At 58.5% G+C, this 13,743-nt stretch carries 14 protein-coding genes; 4 read left to right on the forward strand and 10 right to left on the reverse strand.

All coding sequences use genetic code 11. The features are described 5' to 3' along the window. The first annotated feature begins 89 nt into the window (after nt 1–89). Nucleotides 90–491 (forward strand): nickel-responsive transcriptional regulator NikR, encoded by a 402-nt coding sequence (gene nikR / locus CTT34_RS05620; RefSeq protein ID WP_159341563.1) that lies wholly within the window; start codon nt 90–92, stop codon nt 489–491. A 60-nt stretch (nt 492–551) separates the two neighbouring features. Here nikR and CTT34_RS05625 read toward each other — a convergent pair whose 3' ends face one another. After that, entirely contained in the window at nt 552–1,034 is a 483-nt protein-coding gene (locus CTT34_RS05625) for an FKBP-type peptidyl-prolyl cis-trans isomerase (protein WP_159341564.1), read from the reverse strand. Nucleotides 1,035–1,210: 176 nt separating this feature from the next. On the opposite strand from CTT34_RS05625, the gene CTT34_RS05630 reads away from it, so the two are divergent. Then, on the forward strand, nt 1,211–1,489 hold the full coding sequence (locus CTT34_RS05630; protein WP_159341565.1) for a hypothetical protein: 279 nt from the start codon (nt 1,211–1,213) through the stop codon (nt 1,487–1,489). Nucleotides 1,490–1,653: 164 nt separating this feature from the next. On the opposite strand, the gene CTT34_RS05635 is transcribed toward CTT34_RS05630, so the two are convergent. The 9 genes from CTT34_RS05635 to CTT34_RS05675 form a co-directional block, all read right to left on the reverse strand. Then, entirely contained in the window at nt 1,654–2,121 is a 468-nt protein-coding gene (locus tag CTT34_RS05635; protein ID WP_062373622.1) for an outer membrane lipoprotein, read from the reverse strand. Nucleotides 2,122–2,369: 248 nt separating this feature from the next. Next, on the reverse strand, nt 2,370–3,968 hold the full coding sequence (locus CTT34_RS05640) for an isocitrate lyase (protein ID WP_159341566.1): 1,599 nt from the start codon (nt 3,966–3,968) through the stop codon (nt 2,370–2,372). Between the two features lie 388 nt (nt 3,969–4,356). Continuing rightward, nucleotides 4,357–4,782, reverse strand: coding sequence for a GNAT family N-acetyltransferase (locus tag CTT34_RS05645; RefSeq protein ID WP_159341567.1), 426 nt, complete (start codon nt 4,780–4,782; stop codon nt 4,357–4,359). 3 nt (nt 4,783–4,785) lie between these two features. Continuing rightward, on the reverse strand, nt 4,786–5,967 hold the full coding sequence (locus CTT34_RS05650) for a cupin domain-containing protein (protein ID WP_159341568.1): 1,182 nt from the start codon (nt 5,965–5,967) through the stop codon (nt 4,786–4,788). Nucleotides 5,968–6,017: 50 nt separating this feature from the next. Continuing rightward, complete coding sequence (purB, locus tag CTT34_RS05655) at nt 6,018–7,403, reverse strand: adenylosuccinate lyase (RefSeq protein ID WP_159341569.1); 1,386 nt, start codon at nt 7,401–7,403, stop codon at nt 6,018–6,020. A 55-nt stretch (nt 7,404–7,458) separates the two neighbouring features. Next, the gene (gene hflD / locus CTT34_RS05660; protein WP_159341570.1) at nt 7,459–8,097 is read right to left on the reverse strand and encodes a high frequency lysogenization protein HflD; all 639 of its coding nucleotides are present in this window, start codon (nt 8,095–8,097) and stop codon (nt 7,459–7,461) included. Beyond that, on the reverse strand, nt 8,094–9,251 hold the full coding sequence (gene mnmA / locus CTT34_RS05665; RefSeq protein ID WP_159341571.1) for a tRNA 2-thiouridine(34) synthase MnmA: 1,158 nt from the start codon (nt 9,249–9,251) through the stop codon (nt 8,094–8,096). Before mnmA ends, hflD begins: the two co-directional genes overlap by 4 nt. A 73-nt stretch (nt 9,252–9,324) precedes the next feature. Next, the gene (locus tag CTT34_RS05670) at nt 9,325–9,795 is read right to left on the reverse strand and encodes an NUDIX hydrolase (RefSeq protein ID WP_159341572.1); all 471 of its coding nucleotides are present in this window, start codon (nt 9,793–9,795) and stop codon (nt 9,325–9,327) included. Further along, the gene (locus tag CTT34_RS05675; protein WP_159341573.1) at nt 9,792–10,463 is read right to left on the reverse strand and encodes a pseudouridine synthase; all 672 of its coding nucleotides are present in this window, start codon (nt 10,461–10,463) and stop codon (nt 9,792–9,794) included. Before CTT34_RS05675 ends, CTT34_RS05670 begins: the two co-directional genes overlap by 4 nt. 290 nt (nt 10,464–10,753) lie before the next feature. On the opposite strand from CTT34_RS05675, the gene CTT34_RS05680 reads away from it, so the two are divergent. Together CTT34_RS05680 and clpS are read left to right on the forward strand one after the other, a co-directional pair. After that, nucleotides 10,754–12,988: an NADP-dependent isocitrate dehydrogenase gene (locus CTT34_RS05680; RefSeq protein ID WP_159341574.1), complete on the forward strand. Its 2,235-nt coding sequence runs from the start codon at nt 10,754–10,756 to the stop codon at nt 12,986–12,988. Nucleotides 12,989–13,288: 300 nt separating this feature from the next. Next, nucleotides 13,289–13,597 carry an ATP-dependent Clp protease adapter ClpS gene (gene clpS, locus CTT34_RS05685; RefSeq protein WP_159343718.1) on the forward strand — a complete coding sequence of 103 codons (309 nt, stop codon included), beginning with the start codon at nt 13,289–13,291 and terminating at the stop codon, nt 13,595–13,597. Nucleotides 13,598–13,743: the final 146 nt, after the last annotated feature.

A 13,743-nucleotide genomic window follows, 5' to 3' on the forward strand; every position in this document is an offset into this window, starting at 1 on the left:
CTGTTAGTATGATGTTTTCACAATAACATCATACTAACAGCGCTGGAAGTTGCGGCGATGCACCATGAGAGACCGGCGAAGGAGAGGGTATGCAGCGGGTAACGGTAACGCTGGATGAGGAGCTGTTAGGCGAGGTCGATGCGTTGATGGCGCTGCGCGGCTATCAAAATCGCTCAGAGGCGATTCGTGATCTCACGCGCAGTGGGTTGACGCAGGCCAAAGAGCAGGTTGCGCCCGAAGCCCCGTGCATGGGCGCGCTGGTGTATGTATACGACCACGCGGCGCGGGATCTTTCCAAACGGTTGACCCGCCACTCCCACGATCACCACGACTTAACGCTCTCGACGCTGCATGTGCACATCAACCACGATAGCTGCCTGGAAGTGGCACTATTGAAGGGGCAGGGGAGCGCACTAAAGCAGTTTTCCGATGAAGTGACGTCATCGCGTAGCGTACGCTACGGTCAGCTCGTGCTGATTCCGAACGACTAGCACCCTATCGCCCACAAAAAAGGGCGGCCCAGTGGCCGCCCCTTGATCGCTTCGAGCTGTTTAGTGCTCGACGCCACCTTCGCCGTGCACGTGGCCGTGCTCGACTTCTTCCTGGCTTGCTTCACGAACGGTCGCGATCTCAACGTCAAAGTTGAGGTGCTGACCCGCCAGCGGATGGTTGCCATCTACAACGACGGTGTCGCCTTCGACTTTCTTGACGGTAACCATCAACGGGCCGCCTTGAGTTTGCGCTTGGAACTGCATGCCCGGCTCGATGCTCTCGACGCCTTGGAACGCATCGCGCGGCACTTCTTGCATCAGCTGTTCCTGAACTTCGCCGTAACCCTCTTCCGGGGCAACTTTGACGTTCAGTTTGTCGCCAGCAGCGCGGCCTTCAAGCTCTTTTTCCAAGCCCGGGATGATGTTGCCCGCGCCGTGGAGATACGTCAGAGGCTCGCGGCCTTCGGAACTGTCTAGCACCTCACCTGCATCGTTGGTCAGGGTGTAGTGGAACGCGACAACCGAGTTTTGCGCAATTTGCATTGATTAACCTTTCGGTGAGTGCATGTCCCAACATGGTAACGCGTGTGGAGCGGCTTGTCAGGGGGTAAGCGGGGTTTTTCCACCCCCACGCCTTTAGCGCTATTGCGCCTGGGGGTGTGCAGGGATACCCTACATCCATCATTTTTTCACCTGCCATACACTCACTGGAGTCCGTTATGACCATCTTCTTGATTTGGGTTGTCGCCTTCGTGCTGATTGCATATTTTGCCAACAAGCGTTGGGAAAGCGGCGTTAGCCAGGGGCTGGACAAAATGCTGCCCGAGGTATTGAAAAGCCACGGTGATAACCGTTACCTGTGGGTCGCTGCATTGGCCGTGCTGGGTGCGACGACGCTGATTCGCCCGGTGGACGTGCTGCTGGTAGCGATTTTGCTGGCCGTGATTGGCTTGATCATCGTAAAACTCGCCAACTGGGCAAGCAGCATGGCGCACTGAGTGGTCATGCCCTAGACGTTCTTTGCCTAGACGTGCGTTGATTGATACCTAACGACAGCAGCCCGGCCAACTTGGCCGGGCTGCTGTCGTTTGACGAGCCATCGCTTTAAGTGCTTGCGTATGGTCTGCCAGGGCACGCTGCTGGGTAGGCGCGCCCGATCTGTTTAGTAAGGGGCTACGCTTAGGTTGGCACCGCTGCCAATCAAGCGAACCCGCTGGCCTGCCTGGAACTGGCGGTCGGCGCTCTGCACGACGACGACATCCGTGCCGTCGTCACGACGGATTTCCATCTCCAGCGCGTTAACGCGGTTAGCGCGGTCTTCTGCAGCAGTACCAGCAACTGCGCCGCCCAGCGCACCCGCCACGGTCGCGAGCTGGCGACCAGAGCCACCGCCGATTTGGCTACCCAGCAAACCGCCGATGACGGCGCCACCGCCACCGCCCAGCAGGTTGCCAGTACGGCTATCGGCTTGAATTTGGACGGGGCGGACGGCCACGATGGTGCCATAGCTGACGCTTTGCCCCGTTTGCGCTTGGTTACCACGGTAGACATCGCCTGAGTAGGGTGCGGTGTTGGCGCAACCAGCCAGTGTCAGAATGCTCAATGCGGCAACGGGTAGTAAACGTTTCATTAAAACCTCCAGTGGGTATCAGCGTCGATGGCGGTTAACCGATCGCAAAACGTTGCATACATCTCGTTTTAGAACAGCGTTCGTTAAAAGATAACGGAAACGTACAGCTTTGACCAGCCATCCCAAGAAAAGGTCACAAAGTAGAGTGTAGACAGGCATTAAGAAAGCAGTGTGCAAAAAATTTGCAGCGGGGCGGTCGCAAAGAAAACAGGAGGCCGAAGCCTCCTGTGGGTCATGCAAAGAGAGGGTTAACCAAACTGGTTCATGGTGTTGTCTTTACCGCCCGCTTTCAGCGCGGCATCGCCGTGGAAGAACTCTTTATGGTCGTCGCCGATGTTGGAACCTGCCATGTCCTGGTGTTTGACGGTGGCGATACCCTGGCGAATCTCTTGGCGCTGCACGCCTGCGACGTAAGCCAGCATGCCTTCATCACCGAAGTAGCCCTTGGCCAGGTTGTCGGTCGACAGGGCCGCCGTGTGGTAGGTGGGCAGCGTGATCAAGTGGTGGAAGATACCGGCTTCACGGGCACCGTCGCGCTGGAAGTTGCGCGTCCACTCGTCGGCGAGCTGGCCAAGTTCGGTGTTGTCGTACTCGACGCTCATCAGCTTGTCGCGCTGGTAAGCCGACACGTCCTTGCCTTCTTTCTCCCAGGCATCGAAGACCTGCTGGCGGAAGTTCAGCGTCCAGTTGAAAGAGGGCGAGTTGTTGTACACCAGCTTGGCATCCGGCACCACCTCGCGGATACGGTTCACCATGCTGGCGATTTGGCCAACGTGGGGCTTTTCGGTCTCGATCCAAAGCAGGTCGGCACCGTTTTGCAGGCTGGTGATGCAGTCCAGCACCACACGATCTTCGCCAGTGCCCGGTTTGAACTGGTAGAGGCCGGAGGCCAGGCGCTTGGGCTTGACCAGCTTGCCGTTTTGCTTGATGACCACATCGCCGTTATTGATATCCGCTGCGTTGTCGATCACATCCCCATCCAGGAAACTGTTGTACTGATCGCCCAAGTCGCCCGGCTCGTGGGTCACGGCGATCTTCTGAGTCAGGCCTGCGCCGAGCGAGTCGGTGCGAGCGACGATGACGCCATCTTCTACGCCCAGCTCCAGGAAGGCGTAACGCACCGCGTTGATTTTCGCTAGGAAGTCTTCATGGGGCACGGTGACTTTGCCGTCTTGGTGGCCGCACTGTTTTTCGTCGGAGACCTGGTTTTCAAGCTGGATACAGCAGGCACCTGCTTGAATGAATTTTTTGGCCAGTAGGTAGGTCGCCTCGGCGTTACCGAACCCGGCATCGATATCGGCGATGATCGGCACGATATGCGTTTCGTAGTTATCGATCTTATGGATCAGTGCTTGCTCTTTTGCGCTGTCACCGGCGGCCTTCGCTTCATCGAGAGCGCGGAACAGATGGTTGAGCTCCCACGCGTCGGCTTGTTTCAAGAAGGTGTACAGCTCTTCGATCAGGTTGGCGACCGAGGTTTTCTCGTGCATGGACTGGTCTGGCAGCGGGCCGAACTCGGAGCGCAGCGCGGCCACCATCCAGCCGGAGAGGTAGAGGTAGCGACGCTTGGTGGTACCGAAATGCTTCTTGATAGAGATCAGCTTTTGTTGGCCGATAAAGCCGTGCCAGCATCCCAGTGATTGCGTGTACTGGGAGGTGTCGGCATCGTAGGCGGCCATGTCGTCGCGCATGATCTTAGCCGTGTAGCGGGCGATGTCCAAGCCGGTGTGGAAGCGGTTTTGGGCACGCATACGGGCAGCGTATTCCGGTTTGATGGCTGACCATTTGCCGCCTTGGGCTTCGCGAAGTTGGGCCATCGCTTTGATATCGTCGAGCAGTCCTGACATGAGCTGATTCCTCCAGGGTTATCGTCATTCGCACGTTAGCTTGTTCTTATGCTGCACCTGCGAGATAGACTCCAGCATTGTTCAATTTCGCGGTGCTGTCTCTACACCAATCGTCTCTCAGCAAAACGTCGCGGTGAGGCGCTTCGCTTTGCACAGCGTTCATGTCTCCGAAGAGAAACTCATTAACGCTGCAGTGCAATAACTATCGACTAGCCGAGGGGATCCAACAATTGTCACTTGGGGGCACACGGCGTTGTAGTCCGACGACAGCGACTACGCCAAACGCCCTGTTTGTGTAGTCGTTTTTCGTCAGTGGTGGGTCATGGACGTGACCGTAGGCATAAAAAAAGCGCCACACGTGGTGGCGCTTTCATCAATCAAAGACGCGTTACAAGGCCAACATCATCTCACGATGGGGAATGCCTGCATCCATGAACACATCGCCATGGGCCACGAAGCCGAGCCGCTCGTAAAAAGCGAGGGCATGAAGTTGGGCGCTCAGCACCGCCTGGGTGTGGCCAGCGTCGCGGGCCGCGTGAATAGCCGCCTGCATGAGCTGATAGCCAATGCCTGTGCCGCGGGCGCGGCTCAGTACCGCCACTCGACCAATATGGCCGTCGGGCAGGAGGCGAGCGGTGCCGACCGGTTCCCCTTGCAGCATCGCGAGAAAATGCAGGCATGCCGAGTCAAGGCCATCCCACTCCTCCTCTTGAGGCACCTGCTGTTCATCGATGAAGACGACTCGGCGAATCAGCGAGGCGGGTTCCCCCAGCGATTCCCAGTCGCCGCTTGTCACGGTGACCGTTCCTACCATGGGTTACTCCTCGTCGTCGCCTTCACCCATGAAACCCAGGCTGCCGCTATTGATCAGCTGGGTAATCAGGGCCGCGGCGCCGTCGATATCCAGCACGTCCGCGTACATCGGTGTGGCGTCGGCAAGGCGTTTGGCGAGGGGTTCTGAGCAGGCGTGCCCATCGCCATCGACGAACAGCGTGGTGCCAGAAGCATCGCTACGCCAGGCAAAACGAGACCCTGGCATGTGGAAGAGCGGTTCGCCGTCTTGTAGTTGAGCAACAAGGTCGGCTTCGCTCATTGGCGTTTCGAGGGGCACGACTTGATCGATATATTTGGGCTGCGTCATCACTCTGCCAAACCACTGGGCTACCTGTTCGGGGTTGTCCAGCGTCTTCAGAATGAATTGACGCATGCGCTCGACAGCGGCATCGTCCAGCTCGCCCACTTCCTCGGTGGGTGTCATACCGGCATCGCTGTAACGCTGGGAATCCGACATCTGCTCGCCGACGTAATCGGCATACGACGTGATCGCTTCGTCTGCCGAAGGGGCGCGGAAGCCGACCGAGATGGTCATGCAGTCGTCGGTTTGGCTGACGCCATGGTGGGCCCAGCCGGGGGGAAGGTAGAGCATGTCGCCGGGTGCCAGGGTCCAGTCCGAATCCGCTTCGATGTCGAACGTCTCGAGAATGCGCAGGTCGATGCCCTGAATGATCGGCGCGTTGTCCGGCTGCTTGCCGCCCAGCTGCCAGCGGCGGTGGCCGCTAGCCTGCAGGAGGAAGACGTCGTACTGGTCGATATGTGGACCGACACTGCCACCGGGGGGAGCGTAGCTCACCATGATGTCGTCCAGACGCCAGCGGGGCAGGAAATCGAACTCGTCCATCAGCGCAGCAATGGAAGGCACGTAGTGGTCGACTGCCTGCACCAAGAGGCTCCAGTGACCTTCAGGCAAACGCTCGAAGGTTGCGTCATCGAACGGCCCGTGTGATACCTGCCAAGGGCCGTCGGGACCCTTCTCCTCGACCAGTCGCGCTTCGACACCGGGCTCGCAGGCAAGGCCTGCCAACTCATCGGGGTCGATGGGGCTGACGAAATCGGGGATAGCGCCACGAATCAGCAGTGGCTTCTGCTGCCAGTAGTTGGCCAAGAAGTCTGCAGGCGTTAAATCGCCCAGCAGGGTGAGTGGCTTATCGTGATGACTCATGGCGTTATCCTAGTTCAAGTGAGCGCTACGTCAGTGTCGCAGGGCGTCGTTTAGAGTGCAGCAAGCCGCTGGTTGAGTGCTTCGGCCTGGGCCTTCGCATTACCAATATAGCTGGCTGGCGAGAGGGCTTTCAGCTCTTGTTTTACCTCGTCGGGCAGCGCGAGGGTATCGATGAAGGCGGCGAAGCCCGCTTGGTCGATCCGCTTGCCCCGGGTCAGTTCTTTGAGCTTCTCGTAAGGCTTTTCGATGCCGTAGCGACGCATGACGGTCTGGATCGGCTCGGCCAGCACTTCCCAGCTGTTGTCCAGATCTTCCGCGAGGCGTTCGGGGTTGGCTTCCAGTTTGCTGATGCCTTTTAGGCTAGCGTGGTAACCAATCAGGGCGTAGGCCAGGCCAACGCCCAGGTTGCGCAGCACGGTGGAGTCGGTCAGATCGCGTTGCCAGCGGGAGATCGGCAGTTTTTGCGCCAGGTGACTCATGACTGCGTTGGCGAGTCCCAGGTTGCCCTCGGAGTTTTCGAAGTCGATGGGGTTGACCTTGTGCGGCATGGTAGACGAGCCAATTTCGCCTTCTACGGTGCGCTGTTTGAAGTAACCCAGCGAGATGTAACCCCATACGTCGCGGTCGAAATCGATCAAAATGGTGTTGAAGCGGCAAATCGCGTCGAACAGCTCGGCAATGTAGTCGTGGGGTTCGATCTGTGTGGTGTAGGGGTTGAAGCTTAAGCCCAGGCCTTCCACAAAGGTGCGCGCGTTGGCTTCCCAGTCGATGTCCGGGTAGGTGGTCAGGTGAGCGTTATAGTTGCCTACCGCACCGTTGATTTTACCCAGAATCTCCACGCTTTCGATCTGCTTGAGCTGGCGCTTCAGGCGGTACGCCACGTTGGCCATCTCTTTGCCAAGCGTAGTGGGGCTAGCGGTTTGGCCGTGGGTGCGCGACAGCATCGGTTGGCCTGCGTGAGCAATGGCCAGTTTGGCAATCTCGTCGGCGACTTCGTGCATCGTCGGCAGCATAGCTTTTAGGCCGTCTGCCAGCATCACGCCGTAGGAGAGGTTGTTGATGTCTTCACTGGTGCAGGCGAAGTGGATGAACTCGGTGACCGCGTTCAGCTCGGCCTGGCCTGCAATCTTCTCTTTCAAGAAGTACTCGACCGCTTTGACGTCGTGGTTGGTGGTACGCTCGATCTCTTTGATGCGCTCGGCGTCGTCTACGGAGAAATCGCGAATCAACTGCTCTAGAAACGCGGTGGCTTCTGCGGAGAGCGGCGGGACTTCGACAATCTGGCCGTGCTCAGCAAGGCGCTGCAGCCAGCGCACTTCCACAATCACGCGCGCACGGATCAGGCCGAATTCGCTGAAGTGTTCACGTAGCGCGGCGGCTTTGGCGCCGTAGCGGCCGTCAACGGGAGAGAGAGCGGTCAGAGCAGAGAGTTGCATGGCTTGGTTTCCAGAGTGGTCAAAGTCGGAGGTCGAGTGTGAGGTGGCAAGGCGGCTAACTGAAGCCATCCAGGGCTCGGCGTAGCGCCTTGCGTTGGAAGACCAGCTTCCAGCGGCGCCCGCCCTGCTGATGCCACAGCAGGGCAAAGCGAATGCCCGCCATCAAGCAGGCGCGTACCCGCTCGGGCATCATGCGGGTTTGCAGCAGTGAGGGGTCACCCTGCACCACGATGCGCGTTTTAAACGTCGAAATGGTCTCTTGGTAGGCTTCGCCAAGGCTGGCAATGACGTTTTCATGGGTCGTACCAAAATGCTCCGCTTGCCCTTGGACATGGGCGAGCTTTTGGCCCAATAGGTCCATCATTCGTCGGTCGGTGCGCAGCTTGTTCATCAACAAAAGCAGCGAGAAACCGTAGCGAAGCACGACTGGATTGGCTTGTTTGCGGCCTACCAAGGCCTCCAGTGTCTCCAGCCCGCGGCGCAGATTGTTGGGGTGGCCGCCGTAGATGGCTTCAAAGCTTTCGGGATTGGTATCGACCGTCGCGTTGATCAGCGTTTCCCAGGCGCGGGTATCGACTTGCCCGGTGCGGGCCAGCTCATCCACCAAACTGGCAGCTTGAAATACCCCCGCCAGCGCGAGGGCTTGTCGCGCGGCGGGTGTGTCGGGCGCACGGTGTATCGGGGTGGCGCTCATGCGGCGGCCTCCGTAACCTTCCAGGTGGCGCGGATAACGCCGCCGCCTAAGCAGATGTCGTTATCGTAAAGCACCAGCGACTGGCCGGGCGTGACCGCCCACTGTGGATCGTCGAACACGATTTCCACACTGCCGTCCGGCTGGGCAGTCATCTCGCAGGGGCAGTCGCTTTGGCGGTAGCGGGTCTTGGCGGTAAAGCGGCCTTGCTGAACCGGCGGCTTGCCAGCGACCCAGTCCATGGGCTCGGTGGCTAGGGCGTCGGTGTATAGCAAAGGGTGATGCTTGCCCTGCACCACGATCAATACGTTACGGTCGAGGTCTTTTGCCGCCACGTACCAAGGCTCTTCGGAGTAGTTAGCCAAACCGCCGATGCCTAACCCTTGGCGTTGGCCTAGGGTGTAGTACATCAAGCCCATGTGCTGGCCGATCACATCGCCCTCGGGGGTCTCGATGGTACCTGGCTGAGCCGGTAGGTACTGCTGTAGGAAGTCGCGGAAACGACGCTCACCGATGAAACAGATACCGGTGGAGTCCTTTTTCTTCGCGGTGACGAGGTCGTGCTGCTCGGCCAGCGCGCGTACTTCCGGCTTTTCCAGTTCGCCCACTGGGAACAGCGTGCGGGCAATGGCCGCTTCCGGTACGGCGTGCAGGAAGTAGCTTTGGTCTTTGTTGCCGTCCAGGCCTTTCAACAGGCGAGGGTGACCGTCGCGGATGCCTTGGCGCACGTAGTGACCGGTGGCGATTTTATCGGCACCCAGCATCTCGGCATACTCCAAGAAGACCTTGAACTTGATCTCCCGGTTGCAAAGGATATCCGGGTTTGGCGTACGGCCTGCCTTGTACTCCGCTAGAAAATGCTCGAAAACGTTGTCCCAATATTCGGCGGCGAAGTTGGCGGTATGAAGCTTGATGCCCAGCTTGGCGCACACGGCTTCCGCGTCGGCCAAATCCTCTTTGGCCGTGCAGTATTCGGTGCCGTCGTCTTCATCCCAGTTTTTCATAAACAGGCCTTCGACGTCGTACCCCTGCTGGAGCAGAAGGAGCGCCGATACGGAGGAGTCGACGCCGCCCGACATGCCGACGATGACCTTGCCGGTGGCAGCGCTGCGGGTGTCTGACGCATCCTGGGTGGCTGTGCCATGGGTGGATGTCATGAGCATCCTCGGTTGAAGTGGTGTGCAATTGGGCGGCGATTATACACGATGGGGGCTCGATGCTTCGAGTGCTTCACTCCTTGATCACGCCAAGCGGGTAGCGGTGGCCGTTTAGCGCGTCGTCGATACGTTGGAGAACCAGCGGGCTTCGCAGCCGTTGGGCGCCGTCCAACATGGCAATCTCCTCTCGTGTCAGCCAGTGGGTCGCGACGATGGCCGGGTCGATAGCCGAGCTAAGGCGCTGGTTGGGCAAGGCAACGAAACCGTGACTATGGAAGGTCGTACCGGTCGGCGTGTGAAAGACGTACAGCCCCAGATAGCCGGTCAAGGTGATCTGCCAAGCGGTCTCTTCCATGACTTCACGGTGAACGGCGGCCACTGGGCCTTCCCCACGTTCGACGTGTCCGGCAGGCTGATTGAACAGCGTGTGTGGGCCACCTTTATCCTCTTCTACCATCAGAAAGCGCCCCTGCTGCTCAATCACGCAGGCAACGGTGCTGTGAATGATGGGGCGGGCAACGTCCGTTTGGGCGACGCGGCTCATTTGCGTCCCCCTTTTGGTGTTGCGTTTCTCTTCGTGCTGCGCTTGGCGCTCTTGTCAGCGCCTTTGCGGGTGTTGAGTGGCTGTTGTTGCCTAGTGCGGGGCTTGGTCGCGTGGGTCGGCCGTGGAGCATGTAGCGTCTCTTTGCGCCACTCCCCGGGAGCGAGATCACCCAATTGCCAGGGGCCAATCGCGGCACGTATCAGGCGCAGCGTGGGAAAGCCAACGTGGGCGGTCATGCGGCGCACTTGGCGATTGCGCCCCTCGCTAATGGTGAGTTCCAGCCAGCTGGTCACAGGATGGCGTTTGGGGTCGATGGCTGGATCGCGCTCAGCCACGTTAGGGGGCGACATACGCCGAGCTTTGGCAGGCAGGGTAGGGCCATCTTTTAAGGTAACGCCTGAGGCGAGTGCACGAATGGCTTCGTCGGTAATGTCGCCTTCGAGCTGTACCCAATAGGTTTTCGGCTGTTTATGACGTGGATGGGCGATACGGTGGATCAGACTGCCGTCATCACTCAGTAATAAAAGCCCCTCGGAGTCGAAGTCGAGGCGTCCGGCCGCGTAAACGCCCGGCGCATCGAGAACGTCGGCCAGGGTGGCTCGGCCTTGGCTGTCAGTAAACTGGGAAAGCATGCGGTAGGGTTTATGCAGTAAATATAGGGTGCTCATCGTCTCACGAACGGTCTCAAGATCTAGAGGTGGAGGATTTGTCGACAATCGCTCATGCGGTTAAAGTGCAGCGCTGGTATAATCTGGCGCAGCTGTTTGAGATGACCCGGCAGCACAACGATGCTCACCGTATCATCCGTCGTCATCGTTACCGCAGTAACCACCGAGTGACCATAGGGGCAGCGCATACAGGATGCTCCAAACGCTTCGCGGCAAGGCCTATCGTCGTATGAGCCGCGTAGCTCAGGATTTTTTATAATCACAGCGACCGAAAAGAGGTTAACGCAAAAATGTCTAAAACGCCGAAGATCATTTATACGCTCACCGATGAAGCTCCTGCGCTCGCTACCTATTCCTTGTTACCCATTATTGATGCCTTTACCGACTCTGCCGGTGTCGAAGTAGAGACCCGCGATATCTCGCTTGCCGCCCGTGTGCTGGCACAATTTCCCGATCTTCTGAACGATCAGCAGCGCGTTAGCGATGACCTGGCGGAATTGGGCGAGCTGGCGAAGACGCCCGAAGCCAACATCATCAAACTGCCCAATATCAGCGCTTCAGGCCCGCAGCTCAAAGCAACCATCAAAGAGCTGCAAAGCCAGGGCTACCCGCTGCCGGACTACCCGGAAGAGCCGAAAAACGACGAAGAAGCCTCCATCAAAGCGCGTTACGACAAAGCCAAGGGCAGTGCAGTAAACCCGGTACTGCGTGAAGGCAACTCCGACCGCCGTGCGCCGAAATCGGTCAAGAACTACGCGCGTAAATACCCGCACCGCATGGGCGAGTGGAGCGCTGACTCCAAGTCCCACGTGGCGCATATGAGTGACGGTGACTTTTACGGCAGCGAGCAGTCGGCAGTAATGGAAAAAGCCGGCACGCTGAAAATCGAGCTGCAGCAAGCGGATGGCACCCAGGTGGTGCTGAAAGAAGGGCTCGCGGTTCAGGCTGGTGAAGTGATCGATGCGGCTTGCATGAGCAGCCGTCGTCTGCGTCGCTTCATCGACAGCCAGATCAACGATGCCAAAGAGAGCGGCGTGCTGTTCTCGCTGCACCTGAAAGCCACCATGATGAAAGTCTCCGACCCGATCATGTTTGGCATCGTGGTCGAGGAGTTCTACAAAGAGGTGCTGGAGAAGCACGCTGACGCACTGAAGAGCGCGGGCTTCAACGCCAACAGCGGTATTGGCGACCTGTACAGCGCCATCGAGAAGCTGCCCAGCGACCAGCAAGAAGCCATCAAAGGCGATGTCGAGGCGCTGTATCAAACACGCCCGGCCATGGCGATGGTGAACTCCCATAAGGGCATCACCAACCTGCACGTGCCCAGTGACGTGATCATCGACGCCTCCATGCCAGCGATGATTCGTGACTCCGGCAAGATGTGGAACGCCAACGACGAGCTGCAGGATGCCAAAGCCGTCATCCCAGATCGTTGCTATGCCACTATTTATCAAGCGGTGATCGACGATTGCAAGCAGCACGGTGCGTTCGATCCGACCACCATGGGCAGCGTGCCCAACGTGGGTCTGATGGCGCAGAAGGCCGAAGAGTACGGCTCTCACGACAAGACGTTCCAAATGCCTGCCGACGGTACCGTCGTAGTGACCGATGACTCGGGCAACACGGTATTTAGCCATGCAGTAGAAGCGGGCGATATCTGGCGTATGTGTCAGACCAAAGATGCTCCGATTCAGGATTGGGTGAAGCTGGCCGTGACTCGCGCCCGCGACAGCGGTGCACCGGCGCTGTTCTGGCTGGATGCCAACCGTGCCCACGACGCCCAACTGATCAAGAAGGTCGAAACGTACCTGAAAGATCACGACACCGCTGGCCTGGATATCCGTATCCTCGCACCGGTCGACGCGATGAAAGTCTCCCTGGAGCGTATTCGCAAGGGGGAAGACACCATCTCCGTCACCGGTAACGTGCTGCGTGACTACCTCACCGATCTGTTCCCGATCATGGAGCTGGGCACCAGCGCCAAGATGCTCTCTATCGTTCCGCTGATGAACGGCGGTGGTCTGTTCGAAACGGGCGCTGGCGGCTCTGCACCGAAGCACGTTCAGCAGTTCCTGGAAGAGAACCATCTGCGCTGGGATTCACTGGGTGAGTTCCTGGCACTGGCTGCATCGCTCGAACACCTAGGTAGCACTTTCGGCAACGCCCGCGCCACGCTGCTGGCCAAGGCGTTGGATGAAGCCAACGGCAAATTCCTCGACAGCAACAAGTCGCCGTCGCGTAAAGTCGGCGAGCTGGACAACCGTGGCAGCCACTTCTATCTGGCCCTCTACTGGGCAGAGGCGCTGGCAGCGCAGGACCAGGATGCTGAAATGAAGACCCTGTTCGCCCGCCTAGCCGAAGCCCTGAAAGCCAACGAGACGGCCATCGTGGACGAGCTCAACAGCGTTCAGGGACAGGCGGTCGATATCCAAGGCTACTTCCACCCGAACGGTGAGCTGGCTAGCCAAGCCATGCGTCCGAGCAAGACGCTGAACGATGCGCTGGCGATGGTCGCCAAGGGCTAAGTCGCCCCGCGTTTAGCCACGCGCTGTGCGCGGCTCGACCCCCTGCCTGCTTTGCGGGCAGGGGTTTTTTGTTTAGCCCAGTGTGATAATTTTGAGTTTTTCATGAACCCTTGTTGATGGCGCGCGTCTTATACAGAAGGTTATAGTGTGTACAACTGAACCACGCGTCTAGCGTCTTCAGACGACCTGCGTGTCAGACATCGCCCGTCAGCCGAGAGAAGATGATCCTTGCTGCTTATGCGTACTACAGAAAGCCCCCTCGTGGCGGCCACGTTACAGGCAGGCATGACGCGCCCTGGCATGCCCGAGCATGATGATGACTTGGCAGTACAGTCTGCCGAGCCCACATTGGCGCAGCCGCCGCTTTACAAAGTGGTCTTGCATAACGACGACTACACCCCCATGGAGTTCGTCGTTGAAGTACTGCAAGGCTTTTTCAATATGGACAGTGAAAAAGCAGTGCAGGTCATGCTGGCCGTACACACTCAGGGAAAAGCCACGTGCGGCATTTTTACCCGGGATATTGCTGAAACCAAGAGTTATCAAGTGAATGAGTATGCCCGTGAGTGCGAGCACCCGTTGATGAGCGATATCGAAGCGGCGGACTGACCGAATCGATGTGAGCTGCGTTGAAAAAAAGTAGTGAAGGGGCTTGCAACCACGCCATTTGTACCCGATGTTGAAAGTGCCGGTCGATTAAACTGATCCGACGCAAGCCCTAGGTGGCGATATGCCCTAGGTAGTAGCGAAAAGGG

It is taken from the genome of Halomonas meridiana (genome assembly GCF_009846525.1).
GTDB lineage: Bacteria > Pseudomonadota > Gammaproteobacteria > Pseudomonadales > Halomonadaceae > Vreelandella.

What these genes read in the sequence shown, in the direction of transcription:
- nikR (WP_159341563.1), top strand. Translation starts at nt 90, where the DNA reads ATGCAGCGGGTAACGGTAACGCTGGATGAGGAGCTGTTAGGCGAGGTC.
- CTT34_RS05625 (WP_159341564.1), bottom strand. Translation starts at nt 1,034, where the DNA reads ATGCAAATTGCGCAAAACTCGGTTGTCGCGTTCCACTACACCCTGACC.
- CTT34_RS05630 (WP_159341565.1), top strand. Translation starts at nt 1,211, where the DNA reads ATGACCATCTTCTTGATTTGGGTTGTCGCCTTCGTGCTGATTGCATAT.
- CTT34_RS05635 (WP_062373622.1), bottom strand. Translation starts at nt 2,121, where the DNA reads ATGAAACGTTTACTACCCGTTGCCGCATTGAGCATTCTGACACTGGCT.
- CTT34_RS05640 (WP_159341566.1), bottom strand. Translation starts at nt 3,968, where the DNA reads ATGTCAGGACTGCTCGACGATATCAAAGCGATGGCCCAACTTCGCGAA.
- CTT34_RS05645 (WP_159341567.1), bottom strand. Translation starts at nt 4,782, where the DNA reads ATGGTAGGAACGGTCACCGTGACAAGCGGCGACTGGGAATCGCTGGGG.
- CTT34_RS05650 (WP_159341568.1), bottom strand. Translation starts at nt 5,967, where the DNA reads ATGAGTCATCACGATAAGCCACTCACCCTGCTGGGCGATTTAACGCCT.
- purB (WP_159341569.1), bottom strand. Translation starts at nt 7,403, where the DNA reads ATGCAACTCTCTGCTCTGACCGCTCTCTCTCCCGTTGACGGCCGCTAC.
- hflD (WP_159341570.1), bottom strand. Translation starts at nt 8,097, where the DNA reads ATGAGCGCCACCCCGATACACCGTGCGCCCGACACACCCGCCGCGCGA.
- mnmA (WP_159341571.1), bottom strand. Translation starts at nt 9,251, where the DNA reads ATGACATCCACCCATGGCACAGCCACCCAGGATGCGTCAGACACCCGC.
- CTT34_RS05670 (WP_159341572.1), bottom strand. Translation starts at nt 9,795, where the DNA reads ATGAGCCGCGTCGCCCAAACGGACGTTGCCCGCCCCATCATTCACAGC.
- CTT34_RS05675 (WP_159341573.1), bottom strand. Translation starts at nt 10,463, where the DNA reads ATGAGCACCCTATATTTACTGCATAAACCCTACCGCATGCTTTCCCAG.
- CTT34_RS05680 (WP_159341574.1), top strand. Translation starts at nt 10,754, where the DNA reads ATGTCTAAAACGCCGAAGATCATTTATACGCTCACCGATGAAGCTCCT.
- clpS (WP_159343718.1), top strand. Translation starts at nt 13,289, where the DNA reads ATGCCCGAGCATGATGATGACTTGGCAGTACAGTCTGCCGAGCCCACA.